Below are 14,488 nucleotides of genomic sequence, written 5' to 3' on the forward strand. Positions count from 1 at the left end.
GTGGGGTCAGGGCCTGTGACGTGTCCCGTCAAGACTCTCGGCACTCCACCAGTGATCAGTGCTCCGGGACCGGCGCCTGGATGACCACCTCGGTGCCACCGGACTCCAGCACCACCCAGTCGATGGTGCCCCGCAGGTCCCCCGCCACCAGCGTGCGGACGATGTGCAGTCCGAGTCCGGGGCTCTGCCCCGGTGCCGGAACGACGCCGGCTGACTCACCTCGGGCGTTCCGGGGACCGGCTCCGGTGCCCGTCACCAGACCGCCGGCGGCCCGCCCGGGTTCGCTGCCGGCGTCGGACATCTGATCATGGCCTCCCGCACCCTCCATTCCGCTGTCCCAGAGGCGGACCTCCAGCCGCTCGCCGGAGGGCGTCTGCCTCCGGCGAGCCGAGAGTCCCACATGGCCACCCTCCGGACCGATCCCGTGTTCCACCGCGTTCATGGCGAGTTCATTGATCACCAGGGCCAAGGGGGTCGCAAGGTCGGAGGGCAACTGGCCGAAACCGCCTCGGAACTCCGTGCTGATCTCCCGTCCGTCGCCGGCCACCTCCACGGCGAGCCGGAACTGGCGCCCCAGCAGGGAGTCCATGTCCACCTGCTGGTCCAGGCCCCGGGACAGCGTCTCGTGGACCAGGGCGATGGTGTCCACCCGGCGCATGGCCTGCTCCAGGCCCTTCTTCGCCTCCTCTGAGTGCATCCGCCGCGACTGCATCCGCAGCAGGGACCCCACGGTCTGGAGATTGTTCTTCACGCGGTGGTGGATCTCCCGGATGGTGGCGTCCTTGCCGATGAGCTGCTGCTCCCGCCGGCGCAACTCCGTGACGTCCCGCAGGAGTACCAGCGCCCCGAAACGTCCTGCCTCATCGCGCAGCGGCACCGTGTGCAGGGTGAGATTGACCGAGCGGACGTCCAGCTCGGCGCGGGCTGCGGCCTTGCCCGTCAGGACCAACGGCAGGGACTCGTCCACGGGCCGGCGTTCATCCTGCAGGTCCGTGACGATCCTCGCCAAGGACCGCCCCTCCAGGGGCTCGGTCTCCCCCAGCCGGCGGAAGGCCGAGACGGCGTTCGGCGTCGCGAAGTCCACCAGCCCCTCGGCCGTCAGGCGCAGGACACCGTCCCCGACCCGGGGCGAACCCCGGTGAGAGCCGCTGACGGGGTCGTCCGTCTCCGGCCACTGGCCGCGGGACAGCATGGTCAGCAGCTGCGTGGCGCTCTCCCGGTAGACCAACTCGAGCCGGGACGGCGTGCGCTGGCCGGTGAGGTTCTGGTGGACCGTGACCACCCCGATGCTCCGGTGGTGGCGGACCACGGGCCACACCGCCACCCGCATGGAGCTGTCCGGGCCGTGCACCGAGGGCGCCGTGGCCGTCGGCTCGCCGGTGGTCCAGGCCTGGTCCACCAGGGACTTCAGGTCGGTCCGGACCCGGCTGCCCACGATGTCTCGGTGCAGGGAGGTCTGCGAGGTGAAGGGCCGGGCCTGGGCCAGGGCCACGAAGCCGCGGCCGGTGGCCTCCGAACCCGCGACCGGGTACCACAGCACCAGGTCCGCGAAGTCCAGATCCGCGATGAGTTGCCACTCACCCACCACCATGTGCAGCCAGTCGACATCGCCCTCCGCCAGATCGGGGTCGTCGTGGAGGGGGTCGGTGAACAAGGCCATGGAACAGTTCTACTGGGCCGTCACCGATCGCAGTTGGCGCAACGCCACGGAGAGCGAGGCCAGATCGTCCGACCCCGACTCGCGGATCTCCTCGAGGAAGCGTTCGGCCCTCTCCAGCCGGGTGGTGTTGTCCTTCTCCCAGGCCTCGACCAGGTGGGCCCCGTCGTCCGTGTCCGCTTCGGTCCCGCCGGCCAGGACGTCGGTGGTGACGTTCACGATCAGGGCGTACAGGTCATCCCTCAAGGCGGCACGGGCCAGCGCCTCCCAGCGTCCGCTCCGGGGCAGGTCCGTGATCAGGTTGAGCATGTCCTCGGCGTCGAACCGGTCGTAGAGACGGAAGTAGACGTCCGCCACGCGCCGCGGTTCCCGTCCGGTCTGCCGGGCCAGGCGGACCACGTCCAGCAGACCGAAGGACTCGAACAGGATGGAGCGCCGGCTGGCCAGCTCTGAGGGCAGGCCGGCCTCCAGGGAGGCGTCCCGCCATTCGGCGAAGCGCTCGGCGTCCTGGCCCTGCATCAGCTGGGGCAGGTCCTCGACGAGGGTTTGAAGGGGGGCGGCGTAGTACTCGACGACCGCGCCGATGCCCTCGCCTTCCGCCCGGTGGTTGACGAGCCAGCGCACCGCCCGGTCGAGGAGCCTGCGGGCATCGAGGTAGACGCGGGCCTTGACCTCGCCGTCCACGCTGGCGGGCAGTGCCCGGATCGACTCGAAGTAGTCGCCGTAGCCGTAGATCTCCTTCATCGCCGAGTAGGCGGCGACCACGGTCGCGGCATCCGCCCCCGTCTCCTCCATGGCCCGGAACACGAAGGTGGTACCGCCGGTGTTGACCACGTCGTTGGCCACGACGGTGGCGATGATCTCCCGGCGCAGCGGATGCTGCTGGATCTGCTCGGCATAGCGGTCCCGCAGAGCGGAGGGGAAGTAGGCGTCCAGGGTCCGGTCATACCAGGGATCGTCCGGCAAGGTGGAGTCCAGCAACTGGTCGGACAGGTTCGTCTTCGCGTAGGCCACCAGCACGGCCAGCTCGGGCGTGGCCAGGGACTGGCCCTGCTCGAGGCGTTCTCCCAGCTCGTCGTCACTGGGCAGGTCCTCCAGCTCACGGTTCAGGTCCGCGTTCTCGACCAGCCACTGGATGTGCCGCTCGAAGCTCGGCAACCATTCGGACACCTTCTGCGAGTCATTGCGCAACAGGGTGTTCTGGTCGACGTTCGTTGTCAGGACCAGCTCGGCGACCTCCTCCGTCATGGACTCCAGCAGGCCGGACCGGTCCTCTGCGTCCAACGCGCCGGTCGAGACCAGCTGGTCCACCATGATCTTGATGTTGACCTCGTGGTCGGAACAGTCCACGCCGGCCGAATTGTCGATCGCGTCCGTGTTGATCAGCACCCCGGACAGGCTGGCCTCGATCCTGCCCCGCTGGGTGAAACCGAGGTTGCCGCCCTCCCCCACGACGGCCGCACGCAACTCACTGCCGTTGATGCGGATCGCATTGTTGGCCCGGTCCCCGACCTCGGCGTGGACCTCTGACTCGCCCTTGACGTAGGTGCCGATGCCACCGTTGTACAGCAGGTCCACGGGAGCTTTCAGGACGGCCTGGAGCAGTTCGTTGGGCCTCATCTCGGTAGTGCTCGACGGCAGGTCGAGCAGTTCCCGGACCTGGGGGCTCACCGGGACCGATTTGGCAGTGCGGTCATACACGCCACCGCCCTCGCTGAGCAGCGACGCGTCATAGTCGGACCACGAGGACCGGGGCAGGTCGAACAGCCGCCGGCGCTCGGCGAAGGACACGGCCGGGTCCGGATTCGGATCCAGGAAGATGTGCAGGTGGTTGAAGGCGGCCACCAGCCGGATGTGCTCGGACAGCAGCATGCCGTTGCCGAACACGTCGCCGGACATGTCCCCGATCCCCACCACGGTGAAGTCCTCGGTCTGGGTGTCCCGGCCGAGGGACGCGAAGTGGCTCTTGACCGACTCCCAAGCACCCCGGGCGGTGATGCCCATCGCCTTGTGGTCGTAGCCCACCGAACCGCCGGAGGCGAATGCGTCGCCCAGCCAGTGGCCGTACTCCGCGGAGATGGCGTTGGCGGTGTCGGAGAAGGACGCCGTACCCTTGTCCGCCGCCACCACGAGATAGGCGTCGTCCTCGTCATAGCGCACGATCCGCTCCCGGGTGGAGAAGACCATCTCGGTTCCGTCGGCACTGCGCGACTGCTGGTCGGTGATGTCCAGCAGCCCGCGGATGAAGGTCCGGTAGGCTTCCCGGCCCGCCTCCACCCAGGCACCGCGGTCCACGGCCGGGTCCGGCAGGCGCTTGGCGAAGAATCCGCCTTTGGCCCCGGTGGGGACGATGACCGCGTTCTTGACCTGCTGTGCCTTGACGAGTCCGAGGACCTCGGTGCGGAAATCCTCCCGGCGGTCCGACCAGCGCAATCCGCCGCGGGCGATGGGACCGAACCGCAGGTGCACGCCTTCGACCTCCGGGTCGTACACCCAGATCTCCCGTGCGGGCCGGGGCTGCGGGGCGAAGTCGATCTCCGAGGTCGCGATCTTGAAGCTCAGGCGCCGATGCCCTTGGAAGAAGTTGGTGCGCTGAGTGGCCTGCATGACGGTCAGGAAGCCTCGCAGCACGCGTTCGGCGTCCAGGGTGACGACGTCCTCCAGCGCCTCTTCGGCCTGTTCACGAACCTGCTCCAGGCTTTGCCGCCGGGTCACGCCGGCATCCGGGCCGTCGTCGTCTGCGGCCGAGGGGGTCGTGGGATCGAAGCGGGTGAAGAAGTAGTCGACCAGGGCCCGCGTCACGGCCTCGTGGGCCAGGAGTGCGTCCGCCATGAAGTCGAAGGAGTTCTGCACCCCGAGCAGTCGCAGGTACTTCGCGTAGGCGCGGAGAACGCTCACGGTCCGGGAGTCCAGGCCGTGGGCGAGGACGAGGCGATCCAGGGCGTCGGACTCGGCGACGCCGGTGGTGGCGGCGACGACCGCGTCCTCGAGCAGCCCGGCTGTGTCCTCGGATTCGGTGCCCACCGGGTAGCCCAGCCCGAAGTCGTAGAGGTAGAACTTCCGTCCGTCTGCGGGTTCCACCTCGAAGGGCCGCTCATCCAGCACGGACAGGCCGAGGTTCTGCAGCACGGGCAGGATCTCGGTGAGCGTGCGCGGCCGGTCCGCATAGACCTTCATCCGCCCGATCGTGAGGTCCGTGAACCGTTCCTCGGCGATCCGTGATCGCTCGTCCTGGTGCTCGGGGACGACGTGCACCACGGGCGCGCCCTCCCCCGGAAGCCCGTTGAACCGGCCGATGTCCTCGAGGGCGTTGTCGATCTCGTAGGCCACCCGGTAGGCGGGCGGAAAGGCCTCGTCCCACAATCGGGCGGCGTCCACGCCGGAATCGGCGCCGAACGCCTCGACCGCCTGTTCGTCCACCCCCTCCTTCCAGGACCGGACGGCCCGGACCAGCCGGTTCTCGAGGTCCTTGGCGTCCACCGGTGCGGCGCGTTCGCGCTCGCGCGGCAGCCGGATGCGGAAGTACAGACGTGCCAGCACGGATTCGGTGAGCCTGACCTGGAAGTCCAGGGATTCCCCGCCCAGGGCTTCCAGGAGCACGTTCTGGATACGGCCGCGCACATCCGTGTTGTAGCGGTCGCGGGGCAGGAAGACGAGGGCGTTCATGAAACGGCCGTAGGTGTCCGGCCGCAGGAACAGCCTGGTGCGGCGGCGTTCCTGCAGCTGCAGGATCTGCCGGCAGGTCTCCCACAACTCGTCCACACCCACCTGGAAAAGTTCGTCACGCGGGTAGGTCTCGAGGATCTGCTGCAGTTCGGCACCGGAGTGGGAGTCCCGCGGGAAACCGGACCGGTGCAGCACCTCGGCTGCCTTCTCCCGCACCAGCGGGATGTCCTCGAGTGACACCGAGTACGCCTTGGGATCCCACAACCCCACGAACCGGCGTTCACCCGTGACCTTGCCGTCACGGTCGTAGGTCTTCACGGCCACGTAGTCCATGTAGGCGGAACGCTGCACCCGGGAGCGCGAGTTCGCCTTGGTGATGATCAGCGGGATGGGGCGCTCGATCTGGTTGCGACCGGCGATGGACAGGGGCGCCGGCGGCGTGGTGGGCCGTCGGCGCAGGATGCCCAGGCCGGTGTCCTCCACCGGGACCAGGACCTGACCGTTGTCCCCACTGTGCAGCACGTACTCGCGGTAGCCGGTGAACGTGAAGTGGCCGTCCTCCATCCAGTTGAGCAGCTCACTGCTCTCGCGCACGCCCTGCACGTTCGCCGGGGCATCGTGTGTCAGGGTGCGGGCGGCGGTGAAGGCGGCCGCGCGCATGCGGTCAGCATCGGCGATGGCCGCGCGCACGTCCGCGAGTGCGTGGCCGAGTCCCTTCTCGAGCCGGGCGGCCTCCTCATCGTCCAACGGGCCGACGGTCTGCACGCCGATCCAGGACTCTACGCCGGTGCGTTCGCCATCACCGGCTACCAGGGGGCCGAGGTCGGCGAGCGCTGCCGTGGTGTCACCGCTGGCGGTGCCCTGCTGGGTGGGGACGCGGTGGACGGCGGTCAGCGTCCCGGTGTCCTTGGCCCGATGGGTGATCACGGTCGGGTGGGCGACCATGCGGATCGCGTGCCCCTGGCGGGTCAGCTCACTCGTGACGGAGTCCACGAGGTAGGGCATGTCCGCATGCACGATCTGGACGAAGCCGTGGGGCCGGCTGGGTGTCACCTTCACGACCGCTTCGTTGGTGCCACGCCCGGCGGCCATCTCCACGTGCGTGGCGACGAGCCTCTCACGCGTGGGCGGGTCCAGCTCGGCCAGGTCCGCCTCCGAGACGTGCTCGAAGTACGCGCGGGCGAGGTGCTCGAGACCGAGGGGGGCGTCCGGGGTGCCGGCGGCCTGTTGATCGGTCCACAAAGGGGTTGACGACGACATCTGGGGGGTGTCCTCTTCCATCGCTGCAGCTGTACCGGGGGCACCGGGCCTGGGCCGGGTGCAACCGGATGAGTGGAACGTCCTTGGTCCACTAGGGCGAGCCTAACGGCCCGCAGGTCAAAGCGTGAACGACGTGTGCCCGCTGCAGAGCGGCGCGGGGCTCAGCTGCGCCGCAGCAACGTCCGCAGACCCTGTCCGACGGCGGCCGTGGCGGGTCCCGTCTGGAGGCCTCCGGCAGCCGTACCGGCCAGCCGGGCCACGGCGCGGCGCAGGGCCGACTTCGGTGCGGCCTCGGCCAGCACCTGCCCGCCGAGCAGCGCACGGTCCAAGGCCCGGCGGTCCCAGGGCAGGAACCCTCCGACGGTCCAGGAACCGCCGAACCGCTCGAGGACACCGGTGATCTGCGATTGTGGGGCCACCCCCGAGGCGTCCGTCCGGACCTGGTTGACGACCACCTCGACCCGGCTTCGCTCCACGGTGTCCACGTGCAGGCCCAGCTCGTCCAGGCCGTGGATGAGCCGGGGCAGTCCCACCGGGTCGCCGGTGCCGACGGCCAGGATGCGGTCCGCGGCGGCCAATCCGGCCAACGTGGCCGCGTTGCGCTGTGGAGCGGGGATGTCGAAACTCAGTTCCTCGTCCTCCTCCAGGCAGAACCCACAGTCCAGCACGACCTCGTCCCAGCCGGCTGCGGCTGCCGACAGCACGCCGTCCAGGGCGGCGCGGCGAAGTTCCGGCCACCGGTCCGCACGGGTCAGTCCCGTGAGTACCTGGAGGGTGGTTCCGGCCACCCGCGCCCGGAGCGCTGCTCGTCCGACCCCCTCCGGGGAGATCCCTCCCTGGTCGGCGGTCCGGCACGCTTGGGCGATGCCCGCGGATTCGTCCAGCAGGCCGAGGTGGATGCCGGCGGAGGCCGCATAGGTGTCCAGATCGATCAGCAGGGTCCTGCGTCCGGCGAGGGCCAGCTCCACCGCCAGGTTGACGGCCACCGTGGTGCGCCCCGGGCTCCCGGCGGGGCCCCAGACGGCGGTCACCCGGGGCGGTGCCGCGGGCTCGGTGACAATTCCCTCGGGGACCAGGGGCTCCGGCTCGCCGTGCCGATCGGACGGGGCTTCCATGGCCGGATCGTCGCCGGGGTCCGGCGCCAGAACGCCCGGCACGGCCGGGCCGGCGTCGCCTCGGATTGCTCCATCCCGCTCTGCGCTAGCCGGTTCTGCGCCGTCCCGGACGGCGTCAGCTCCCGTGACGGAGAAGGACAGAGCGTGGGCATGATCGGCTCCGGGGCCGGGGGTGAACACCTCGTCGTCGGCCGGGCGAGCCGGCGTCGTCAGGTTTTCGGCCTCGGTCGGGTCGTCAGCGCCGTTCTGGGCGGCCCGGCGCCCACGGCCACGTGCCCCGGGCCCGGCCGTGACGCGTAGGCGTTGCTGGTCCTGGGAAGCCGCGTCGGCCAGCAGCGCGGCCAGTTCCTCCGGGTCCAGATCCGGGGAGGCCACCGGGATACCGAGGCCGGAGACGCGGTCGCGTTCAGCGGCCACCTCACTGAGCGCCACCACTGCAGCGGTCCGGGAACCCGCACCTCCGGCACTCAGGGACTCCAAGAACGTCAGGGTGAGTTGATCGGTGTCTCCGGCCACGAGCACGACGTCCGCCAGACCCGTGCGGGCCATCGAGATCAGTTCGGCGAGGCTCTCACAGCGGCGGATCACCGTCACGGGTCCACGCAGTCGCTCGAGTCCGGAGACGTGGTCGAAGCCGGGCATGATGGTGGTGGCCACCGAGACCTTGCGCACGTGCACTCCTACTGTCCGGCGAGCGACGGGACCACGCTGATGCGCGCGCCATTGCCCTTGGCGTCCAGGACCTGTGGCAGTTGCTCCGGGCCCACGAGGATCTGCACGTTCATCCCGCCAGTGGAGCCGAACGATCCGGTGGCCTCCGTGATCTCGGCCAGTTCGGCCGACGGTGCGACCAGTTGCGGTTCGCTGAAGCCCTGATTGCCGTCCTTGGCAGCGATCCACACATCCACCCGGGACCCCGAGGCCGTTCCCTCGGGGAGCGGGTCGGCCACCGTCAGGGACACAGCCTGCCGGGACTGCGGATCCACCACGGCCACGGCACCGGCCGGGAGCAGTTCACCCTGGCGTACCGTGCCCACCACCGCGCTGTCCCCGGGGAACGGTTCGTCTGCACGGAGGTAGTCGTCGGCCGCGTCTCCCAACCGCGCCTGCACCACCGTCAACTGGTCGGCCTCGACCACGTTGCCCGGAACCAGGTCCTGCCCGGCGGCCCAATAGCCCTCTGATCGGTCCAGTGACTGCACCAGTGCCACGATGCCGGCCACCGACAACAGCACCAGCAGGAGCCCGGCCAGCAGCCGGGGATCCTTCCACCCCGGCCGCGTGAGCCGCGGAGCCTCCGCCGTGTTCGTCCCCTCCACGGGCGTCCTCCCTCTCCGTTCCAGCAGCCCCATTCGCCGCTGACGTCCTCGACCACCTTAGCCAAGGCCGGCCCCGCCCATGTCAGGGTGTGGACAACACGGGGTGAACCGAGTGCACAGGGACGCTGCTGTGGACAACCCCTGCACGGAAGGTGACCGTGGAAGAATGGAGGTGACCGATGCCCGCTCTCGACCCGGAGGACCCATGCCCCGCTTCCTGACCCTGACCGATGTCGCCGAGGAGCTCCAGGTCTCCATGGCGCAGGCCCGAGCGCTGGTGCGCAGTGGGGAACTGCCGGCCATCCAGATCGGCGGCCGTGGCCAGTGGCGGGTGGAGCAGGTCAAGCTCGACGAGTACATCGAAGACCTCTACGTGCAGCAGGTCGCCAAGGCCGAGGCCCGGAAGGCCGGTGCACCTCAGACCGAGGACGCCTGAGCCGAACGCACCAGGTGGACGGCGTCGAAGGGAATCACCCTGAGCCCGCGGACACTGCGCCCGCGTCGCTGTTCGTCCCGGGGATGGACCGCCAGGTCGAGGTGGTCCAGCCCCACCCGGTCGATGGTCCCCTCCCCGAGCAGCCGCCCGTCCCGGCCGGTGACCACGAGAGCCACGCGGGCCCGGGACAACTGCCGGTACAGGGAGCCGATGCCCAGCCGCCGCCGCCCGGGGGACGGTTCCTGGGCCACCACGGCCAGGGGGCTGTCGACGGCCGCCACGGCGGCGAGATTCACCACCAGGCCCCCGCTCCGGTCCGTCCCGCCGATCCAGGTGGACCCCACTGTGGAGAGGCTCAACTCCAGCCGTTGTCCGTCCGCCAGCTGAAGCGCCAGCGGCGTCCCCACCGCACCGCGCAGTCGATCGACCAGGGCGATCGCGGATCGCTCACCGCGCGTCATCTCGGCCGCCTCGGCCTCCGTGTCCTGCCAGTGTCCCTGGGCCAGCTGGGCCTCCAGATCGGCAAACAGCCCATCCCATCTCATCTCCCCAGCCTAGACGGGGGAACCGGCCTCACCCGCCTCAAGGGTTGAACGGGCCATCGTGGGGCACGGTCCAGGATCTGACGTCGCACAAGCATCTATGAACACCAAACTGCATCAAACGAGATCACACGACCTCAAACATTTACTACTTCATCCTATTGACATCCACAGCCAACTATTGTTGCCTTAGTGCATCGAGGAAGAACGACGGGCGTCCTACGCCCGCGTGGCTGAAGGGGCACAACGTGAGTGCATCGTCTGAGAACCGCCGCCCGGCACTCCGGGGCGAGGACCTAATCCTGACCCTGCTGTGCACCGTGGCCGGACCGTTGCTGTGGTGGTTCGGTTCCACCGGGCTGGGAGGGGCCGCTCCCAGCGCGGGCCTGCCCCTCGTCGAGCGGCTGGTGGCCTCCCTGTGTGCCGGAGCGGGCGCCGTGGTCGCCGCATGGTGGTTCCTGGCGGTGCTGGGCACCGCATTGGTGGCTCTGGGTCACCGGACCAGGTCGCTCCGCCTCATCCGCTGCGGCAGCACCCTCTCCCCCACCTTCCTTCGCCGGGTGGCGGCGTCAGTCCTGGGAGTCAACCTGCTGCTGGCGCCAGGGGCCTGGGCCACGCCGGGTTCCACCGTCGAGCCACTCCCGGCAGCCCACGTCTCCACAGCGCGGGCGGCCTCGGTGTATACGCCCACCGCCCTCCCACACCCGGGTTGGCTCTCGGCCGCCTCCGCATCCATGCCGGACGAGCAGCCCCTGCCGACACCCACGTGGAAGCCCTCGGCCCCGGTACCGTCCGCGCCCGGTGCACCGCGCTCGGACCAGCATGCCACGGACGACGTCAAGACCGTCACGGTACGCCGGGGTGATTGCCTGTGGGACATCGCAGCGCATGAACTGGGTCCCACTGCCACCGATCTGGAGGTGGACGGCCGATGGAGACAGTGGCATGACCACAACCGCACCGTCATCGGGGCCGATGCCGACGTACTCATCCCCGGCACCGTCCTCACGGCACCGCCCCTGAGCTAGGCGGCACCCCGCACCGCGCGCCCGACCTACCGAAGCCCCCACCGAACCCGAACACGCTCTATTCCAGTACAACCGGAGGAACCATGACCACCTTGACCACGGCAGCAGAGCAGGCCCCGGAGCGGACTCCGGCCCTGACCGTCACCACCGTTCCCGCCACCCTGCCGCCCCTGGACCACGTGGCCGGCTCCCGCCTGGGGCTGGCCTCCCGGGAACCGCGGAGTCAGCAGCACCCGGCATGGACGCCCCGGCAGCGACCACTCGACGACACCACGACGACCGAGCGTGCCCAGGCCGAACGCCGGAGGGAGGAAGAACGCCATGTCCGTTCCCTGGCGCGGATCGTGGCCTTGGCCTGTGTGGAGGCCGAACTCGGGCTTCGGCCGGCACGTCAGCTGTCCGCGTGGCTCGACCTGGCCACCTACCAGAAGATGATCCGCCGGGCCGACCTGGCCCAACGCATCCGCGCCACCCGGACCGATGGTCCCGCCGCGGCACCCAAGGCCCTCGGGGCCCGGGCCTGCCGCCTGGGCCAGGAGGTCTACGAGGCCAGTGCCACCGTCCAATTGCCCGACCGCGCCCGGGCCATGGCCTTGCGCATCGAGAAACACCGCAACCGGTGGAAGGTCACGGCGCTGGAACTCGGCTAGCGGCGGCTCTTCTTGGACTTCTTGGCACCGCGCGGAGCGCCCTTCGCCCCGCCGGCTCCGTTACCGGAGTCTCTCTGGCCGGCCGCATCAGCGGCCCCTGCAGAGGTCTGACCGTTGCCCGCCCCTTCGGTGCGGCGCACCTGCGTGGTGACCTCACCGGAGTCGGACGGCGCGGAGAATCGTAGGGTGGACGGCTGGCGAGGCGCGTCGAGGCCCTTGACGTTCAGGACCGGCGTCATCGTCGCCGACCGGGCGTCCTGGACACCGGGCAACGAGGTCGGGGCCGGAGCGGTCTGCACCTCGAGGTTGAACAGGTAGCCGATCGATTCCTCTCGGATGGCCTCCATCATGGCCTCGAACAGGATGAAGCCCTCACGCTGGTACTCCACCAGGGGATCACGCTGGGCCATGGAGCGCAGCCCGATGCCCTCCTTGAGGTAGTCCATCTCGTAGAGATGCTCCTGCCACTTCCGGCCGATAACCGAGAGCACCACGCGGCGCTCCAGTTCGCGCAGCGTGTCCGGCCCGATGGCCTTCTCGCGGTCCTCATAGGCCAGCCGGGCGTCGGAAACCAGCTCACGCTTCAGATCCTCGGCCTTGAGCTTCGTCAAGCCGCCGGATTCCTCCACCACCTCGTCCACGGTGACGCCCACCGGGTACATCTGCTTCAGATCCGTCCAGAGCTGGTCCAGGTCCCAGTCGCCGGCGTGCCCGGCACCCGTGGCCTCATCCACCACGGTGGAGACGGCATCCTCGAGGAAGTTCTGGATCTTGGACCGCAGGTCCTCCCCCTCCAGGATGTGCCGGCGGTCCGTGTAGATGGCCTCACGCTGGCGGTTCATCACGTCGTCGTACTTCAGCACGTTCTTGCGCTGCTCGGTGTTGCGCGATTCGACCTGCTGCTGGGCGTTCTGGATGGCGCCGGACACCATCTTCGACTCCAGCGCCATGTCATCGGGAACGGACGCGGAGTTCATGATGCGGGACGCGGCACCCGGGTTGAAGAGGCGCATCAGGTCGTCGGTCAGTGAGAGGTAGAAACGGGATTCGCCCGGATCACCCTGACGACCGGAACGGCCGCGCAGCTGGTTGTCGATGCGCCGGGACTCGTGGCGCTCCGTGCCGAGCACGTAGAGCCCGCCGAGTGCGAGGACCTCCTCGTGTTCCTTCTTGACGCCCTCCTGGGCGGCAGCCAGGACCTCGTCCCACAGTTCCTCGTAGCGTTCGGCATCCTCGACGGGATCCACGCCACGCTTCTGCATCTCATCGACCGCGTTGTGCTCGGCGTTGCCGCCCAGCATGATGTCGGTGCCGCGGCCAGCCATGTTGGTGGCCACCGTGACGGCCCCCTTGCGGCCGGCCTGGGCCACGATCGACGCCTCACGAGCGTGGTTCTTGGCGTTGAGCACCTCGTGCCGGACGCCGTTCTTGGCCAGCAGCTTGGAGAGGTACTCGGACTTCTCCACCGAGGTGGTGCCCACCAGCACGGGCTGGCCCTTCTCGTGCCGCTCGGCGATGTCCTTGACCACCGCGTCGAACTTCGCCACCTCGTTCTTGTAGATGAGGTCGGTCTGGTCCGCGCGCTGCTTGGGCTTGTTGGAGGGGATGACCACCACGCCGAGCTTGTAGGTGGACATGAACTCGCCGGCCTCGGTCTCGGCGGTACCGGTCATGCCGGACAGCTTCTCGTAGAGGCGGAAGTAGTTCTGCAGGGTGACGGTGGCCAGGGTCTGGTTCTCCGCCTTGATCTGCACGCCCTCCTTGGCCTCGATGGCCTGATGCATGCCCTCGTTGTAGCGGCGGCCGGCCAGCACGCGTCCGGTGTGCTCGTCCACGATGTTGACCTCGCCGCCCAGCACGACGTAGTCCTTGTCCTTCTTGAACAGTTCCTTGGCCTTGATGGCGTTGTTCAGGTACTGGATCAGCGGGGTGTTGGCGGACTCGTAGAGGTTGCTGATGCCCAGCCAGTCCTCCGTCTTCTCGATGCCCGGCTCGAGTACCCCGACGGTCTTCTTCTTCTCGTCGACCTCGTAGTCCTCGTCCAGGGTCAGCTTGCGCACCAGCTTGGAGAACTCCGTGTACCAGCGGGAGGCGTCACCCTGGGCCGGACCGGAGATGATCAGCGGAGTACGGGCCTCGTCGATGAGGATGGAGTCGACCTCGTCGACGATGGCGAAGTGGTGGCCGCGCTGGACGAGTTCGTCCTTGGACCAGGCCATGTTGTCCCGCAGGTAGTCGAAGCCGAACTCGTTGTTCGTGCCGTAGGTGATGTCAGCGGCATACTGGGCACGCCGGGTGGCGGGGTCCTGGTTGGCGATGATCACGCCGGTCTCCAGGCCGAGGAACCGGAAGACGCGGCCCATGAGCTCGGACTGGTAGCTGGCGAGGTAGTCGTTGACCGTGATGATGTGGACGCCCTGGCCGGAGAGGGCGTTGAGGTAGGCCGGGGCGGTGGCCACGAGGGTCTTGCCCTCACCGGTCTTCATCTCGGCGATGTTCCCGAGGTGCAGGGCCGCCCCGCCCATCAGCTGGACGTCGTAGTGACGCTGGCCGAGGGTGCGTCCGGCCGCCTCGCGGACAGCCGCGAAGGCCTCGGGCAGCAGTGAGTCGAGCGACTCGCCGCCGGCGATCCGCTCACGGAACGCATCGGTCTCGCCGCGCAGCTCGGCGTCGGACATCTCGCGGAACTCGTCCTCGAGGACATTGATGGCGTCGGCGAATCCCCTCAGGCGCTTGAGGACCTTCTTGTCCCCGGTCTTCAGGATTCGTTCGATGAATGATGCCACGTGCCTAGACTCCCTGTTCCCCGGTGCAC

Annotated in this window: 9 protein-coding genes; 3 read left to right on the forward strand and 6 right to left on the reverse strand. The window is 69.0% G+C overall.

All coding sequences use genetic code 11. The annotated features are described in order from the left end of the window. Positions 1-55: 55 nt before the first annotated feature. The 4 genes from ACFFIO_RS05290 to ACFFIO_RS05305 all read right to left on the reverse strand — a co-directional run bounded on the left by ACFFIO_RS05290 (position 56) and on the right by ACFFIO_RS05305 (position 9,017). A complete protein-coding gene (locus ACFFIO_RS05290) occupies positions 56-1,660 on the reverse strand; it encodes a sensor histidine kinase (protein ID WP_378040544.1) in 1,605 nt (534 codons plus the stop codon). A gap of 9 nt (positions 1,661-1,669) precedes the next feature. After that, a complete protein-coding gene (locus ACFFIO_RS05295; RefSeq protein ID WP_378040728.1) occupies positions 1,670-6,583 on the reverse strand; it encodes an NAD-glutamate dehydrogenase in 4,914 nt (1,637 codons plus the stop codon). A 161-nt stretch (positions 6,584-6,744) separates the two neighbouring features. Next, the gene (locus tag ACFFIO_RS05300; protein WP_378040545.1) at positions 6,745-8,370 is read right to left on the reverse strand and encodes a CpaE/TadZ family protein; all 1,626 of its coding nucleotides are present in this window, start codon (positions 8,368-8,370) and stop codon (positions 6,745-6,747) included. Positions 8,371-8,378: 8 nt separating this feature from the next. Then, positions 8,379-9,017, reverse strand: a complete 639-nt coding sequence (locus ACFFIO_RS05305; protein ID WP_378040547.1) for a flagellar biosynthesis protein FlgA — start codon at positions 9,015-9,017, stop codon at positions 8,379-8,381. A 205-nt stretch (positions 9,018-9,222) separates the two neighbouring features. Between ACFFIO_RS05305 and ACFFIO_RS05310 the strand changes: the two genes are divergently transcribed. After that, complete coding sequence (locus tag ACFFIO_RS05310) at positions 9,223-9,453, forward strand: helix-turn-helix domain-containing protein (RefSeq protein WP_378040548.1); 231 nt, start codon at positions 9,223-9,225, stop codon at positions 9,451-9,453. On the opposite strand, the gene ACFFIO_RS05315 is transcribed toward ACFFIO_RS05310, so the two are convergent. Continuing rightward, a complete protein-coding gene (locus ACFFIO_RS05315) occupies positions 9,435-9,998 on the reverse strand; it encodes a hypothetical protein (protein ID WP_378040549.1) in 564 nt (187 codons plus the stop codon). The genes ACFFIO_RS05310 and ACFFIO_RS05315 overlap by 19 nt on opposite strands. A 245-nt stretch (positions 9,999-10,243) precedes the next feature. Between ACFFIO_RS05315 and ACFFIO_RS05320 the strand changes: the two genes are divergently transcribed. Together ACFFIO_RS05320 and ACFFIO_RS05325 are read left to right on the forward strand one after the other, a co-directional pair. After that, complete coding sequence (locus tag ACFFIO_RS05320) at positions 10,244-11,023, forward strand: LysM peptidoglycan-binding domain-containing protein (protein ID WP_378040550.1); 780 nt, start codon at positions 10,244-10,246, stop codon at positions 11,021-11,023. Between the two features lie 83 nt (positions 11,024-11,106). Beyond that, the gene (locus tag ACFFIO_RS05325; RefSeq protein ID WP_378040551.1) at positions 11,107-11,673 is read left to right on the forward strand and encodes an Rv3235 family protein; all 567 of its coding nucleotides are present in this window, start codon (positions 11,107-11,109) and stop codon (positions 11,671-11,673) included. Here the strand turns inward: ACFFIO_RS05325 and secA are convergent. Beyond that, positions 11,670-14,459: a preprotein translocase subunit SecA gene (gene secA, locus ACFFIO_RS05330; RefSeq protein WP_378040553.1), complete on the reverse strand. Its 2,790-nt coding sequence runs from the start codon at positions 14,457-14,459 to the stop codon at positions 11,670-11,672. The genes ACFFIO_RS05325 and secA overlap by 4 nt on opposite strands. Positions 14,460-14,488: the final 29 nt, after the last annotated feature.

Source organism: Citricoccus parietis, from assembly GCF_042433045.1.
In the GTDB taxonomy this organism is placed as follows: Bacteria; Actinomycetota; Actinomycetes; order Actinomycetales; family Micrococcaceae; genus Citricoccus; species Citricoccus parietis.

What these genes read in the sequence shown, in the direction of transcription:
- ACFFIO_RS05290 (WP_378040544.1), bottom strand. Translation starts at nt 1,660, where the DNA reads ATGGCCTTGTTCACCGACCCCCTCCACGACGACCCCGATCTGGCGGAG.
- ACFFIO_RS05295 (WP_378040728.1), bottom strand. Translation starts at nt 6,583, where the DNA reads ATGTCGTCGTCAACCCCTTTGTGGACCGATCAACAGGCCGCCGGCACC.
- ACFFIO_RS05310 (WP_378040548.1), top strand. Translation starts at nt 9,223, where the DNA reads ATGCCCCGCTTCCTGACCCTGACCGATGTCGCCGAGGAGCTCCAGGTC.
- ACFFIO_RS05315 (WP_378040549.1), bottom strand. Translation starts at nt 9,998, where the DNA reads ATGAGATGGGATGGGCTGTTTGCCGATCTGGAGGCCCAGCTGGCCCAG.
- ACFFIO_RS05325 (WP_378040551.1), top strand. Translation starts at nt 11,107, where the DNA reads ATGACCACCTTGACCACGGCAGCAGAGCAGGCCCCGGAGCGGACTCCG.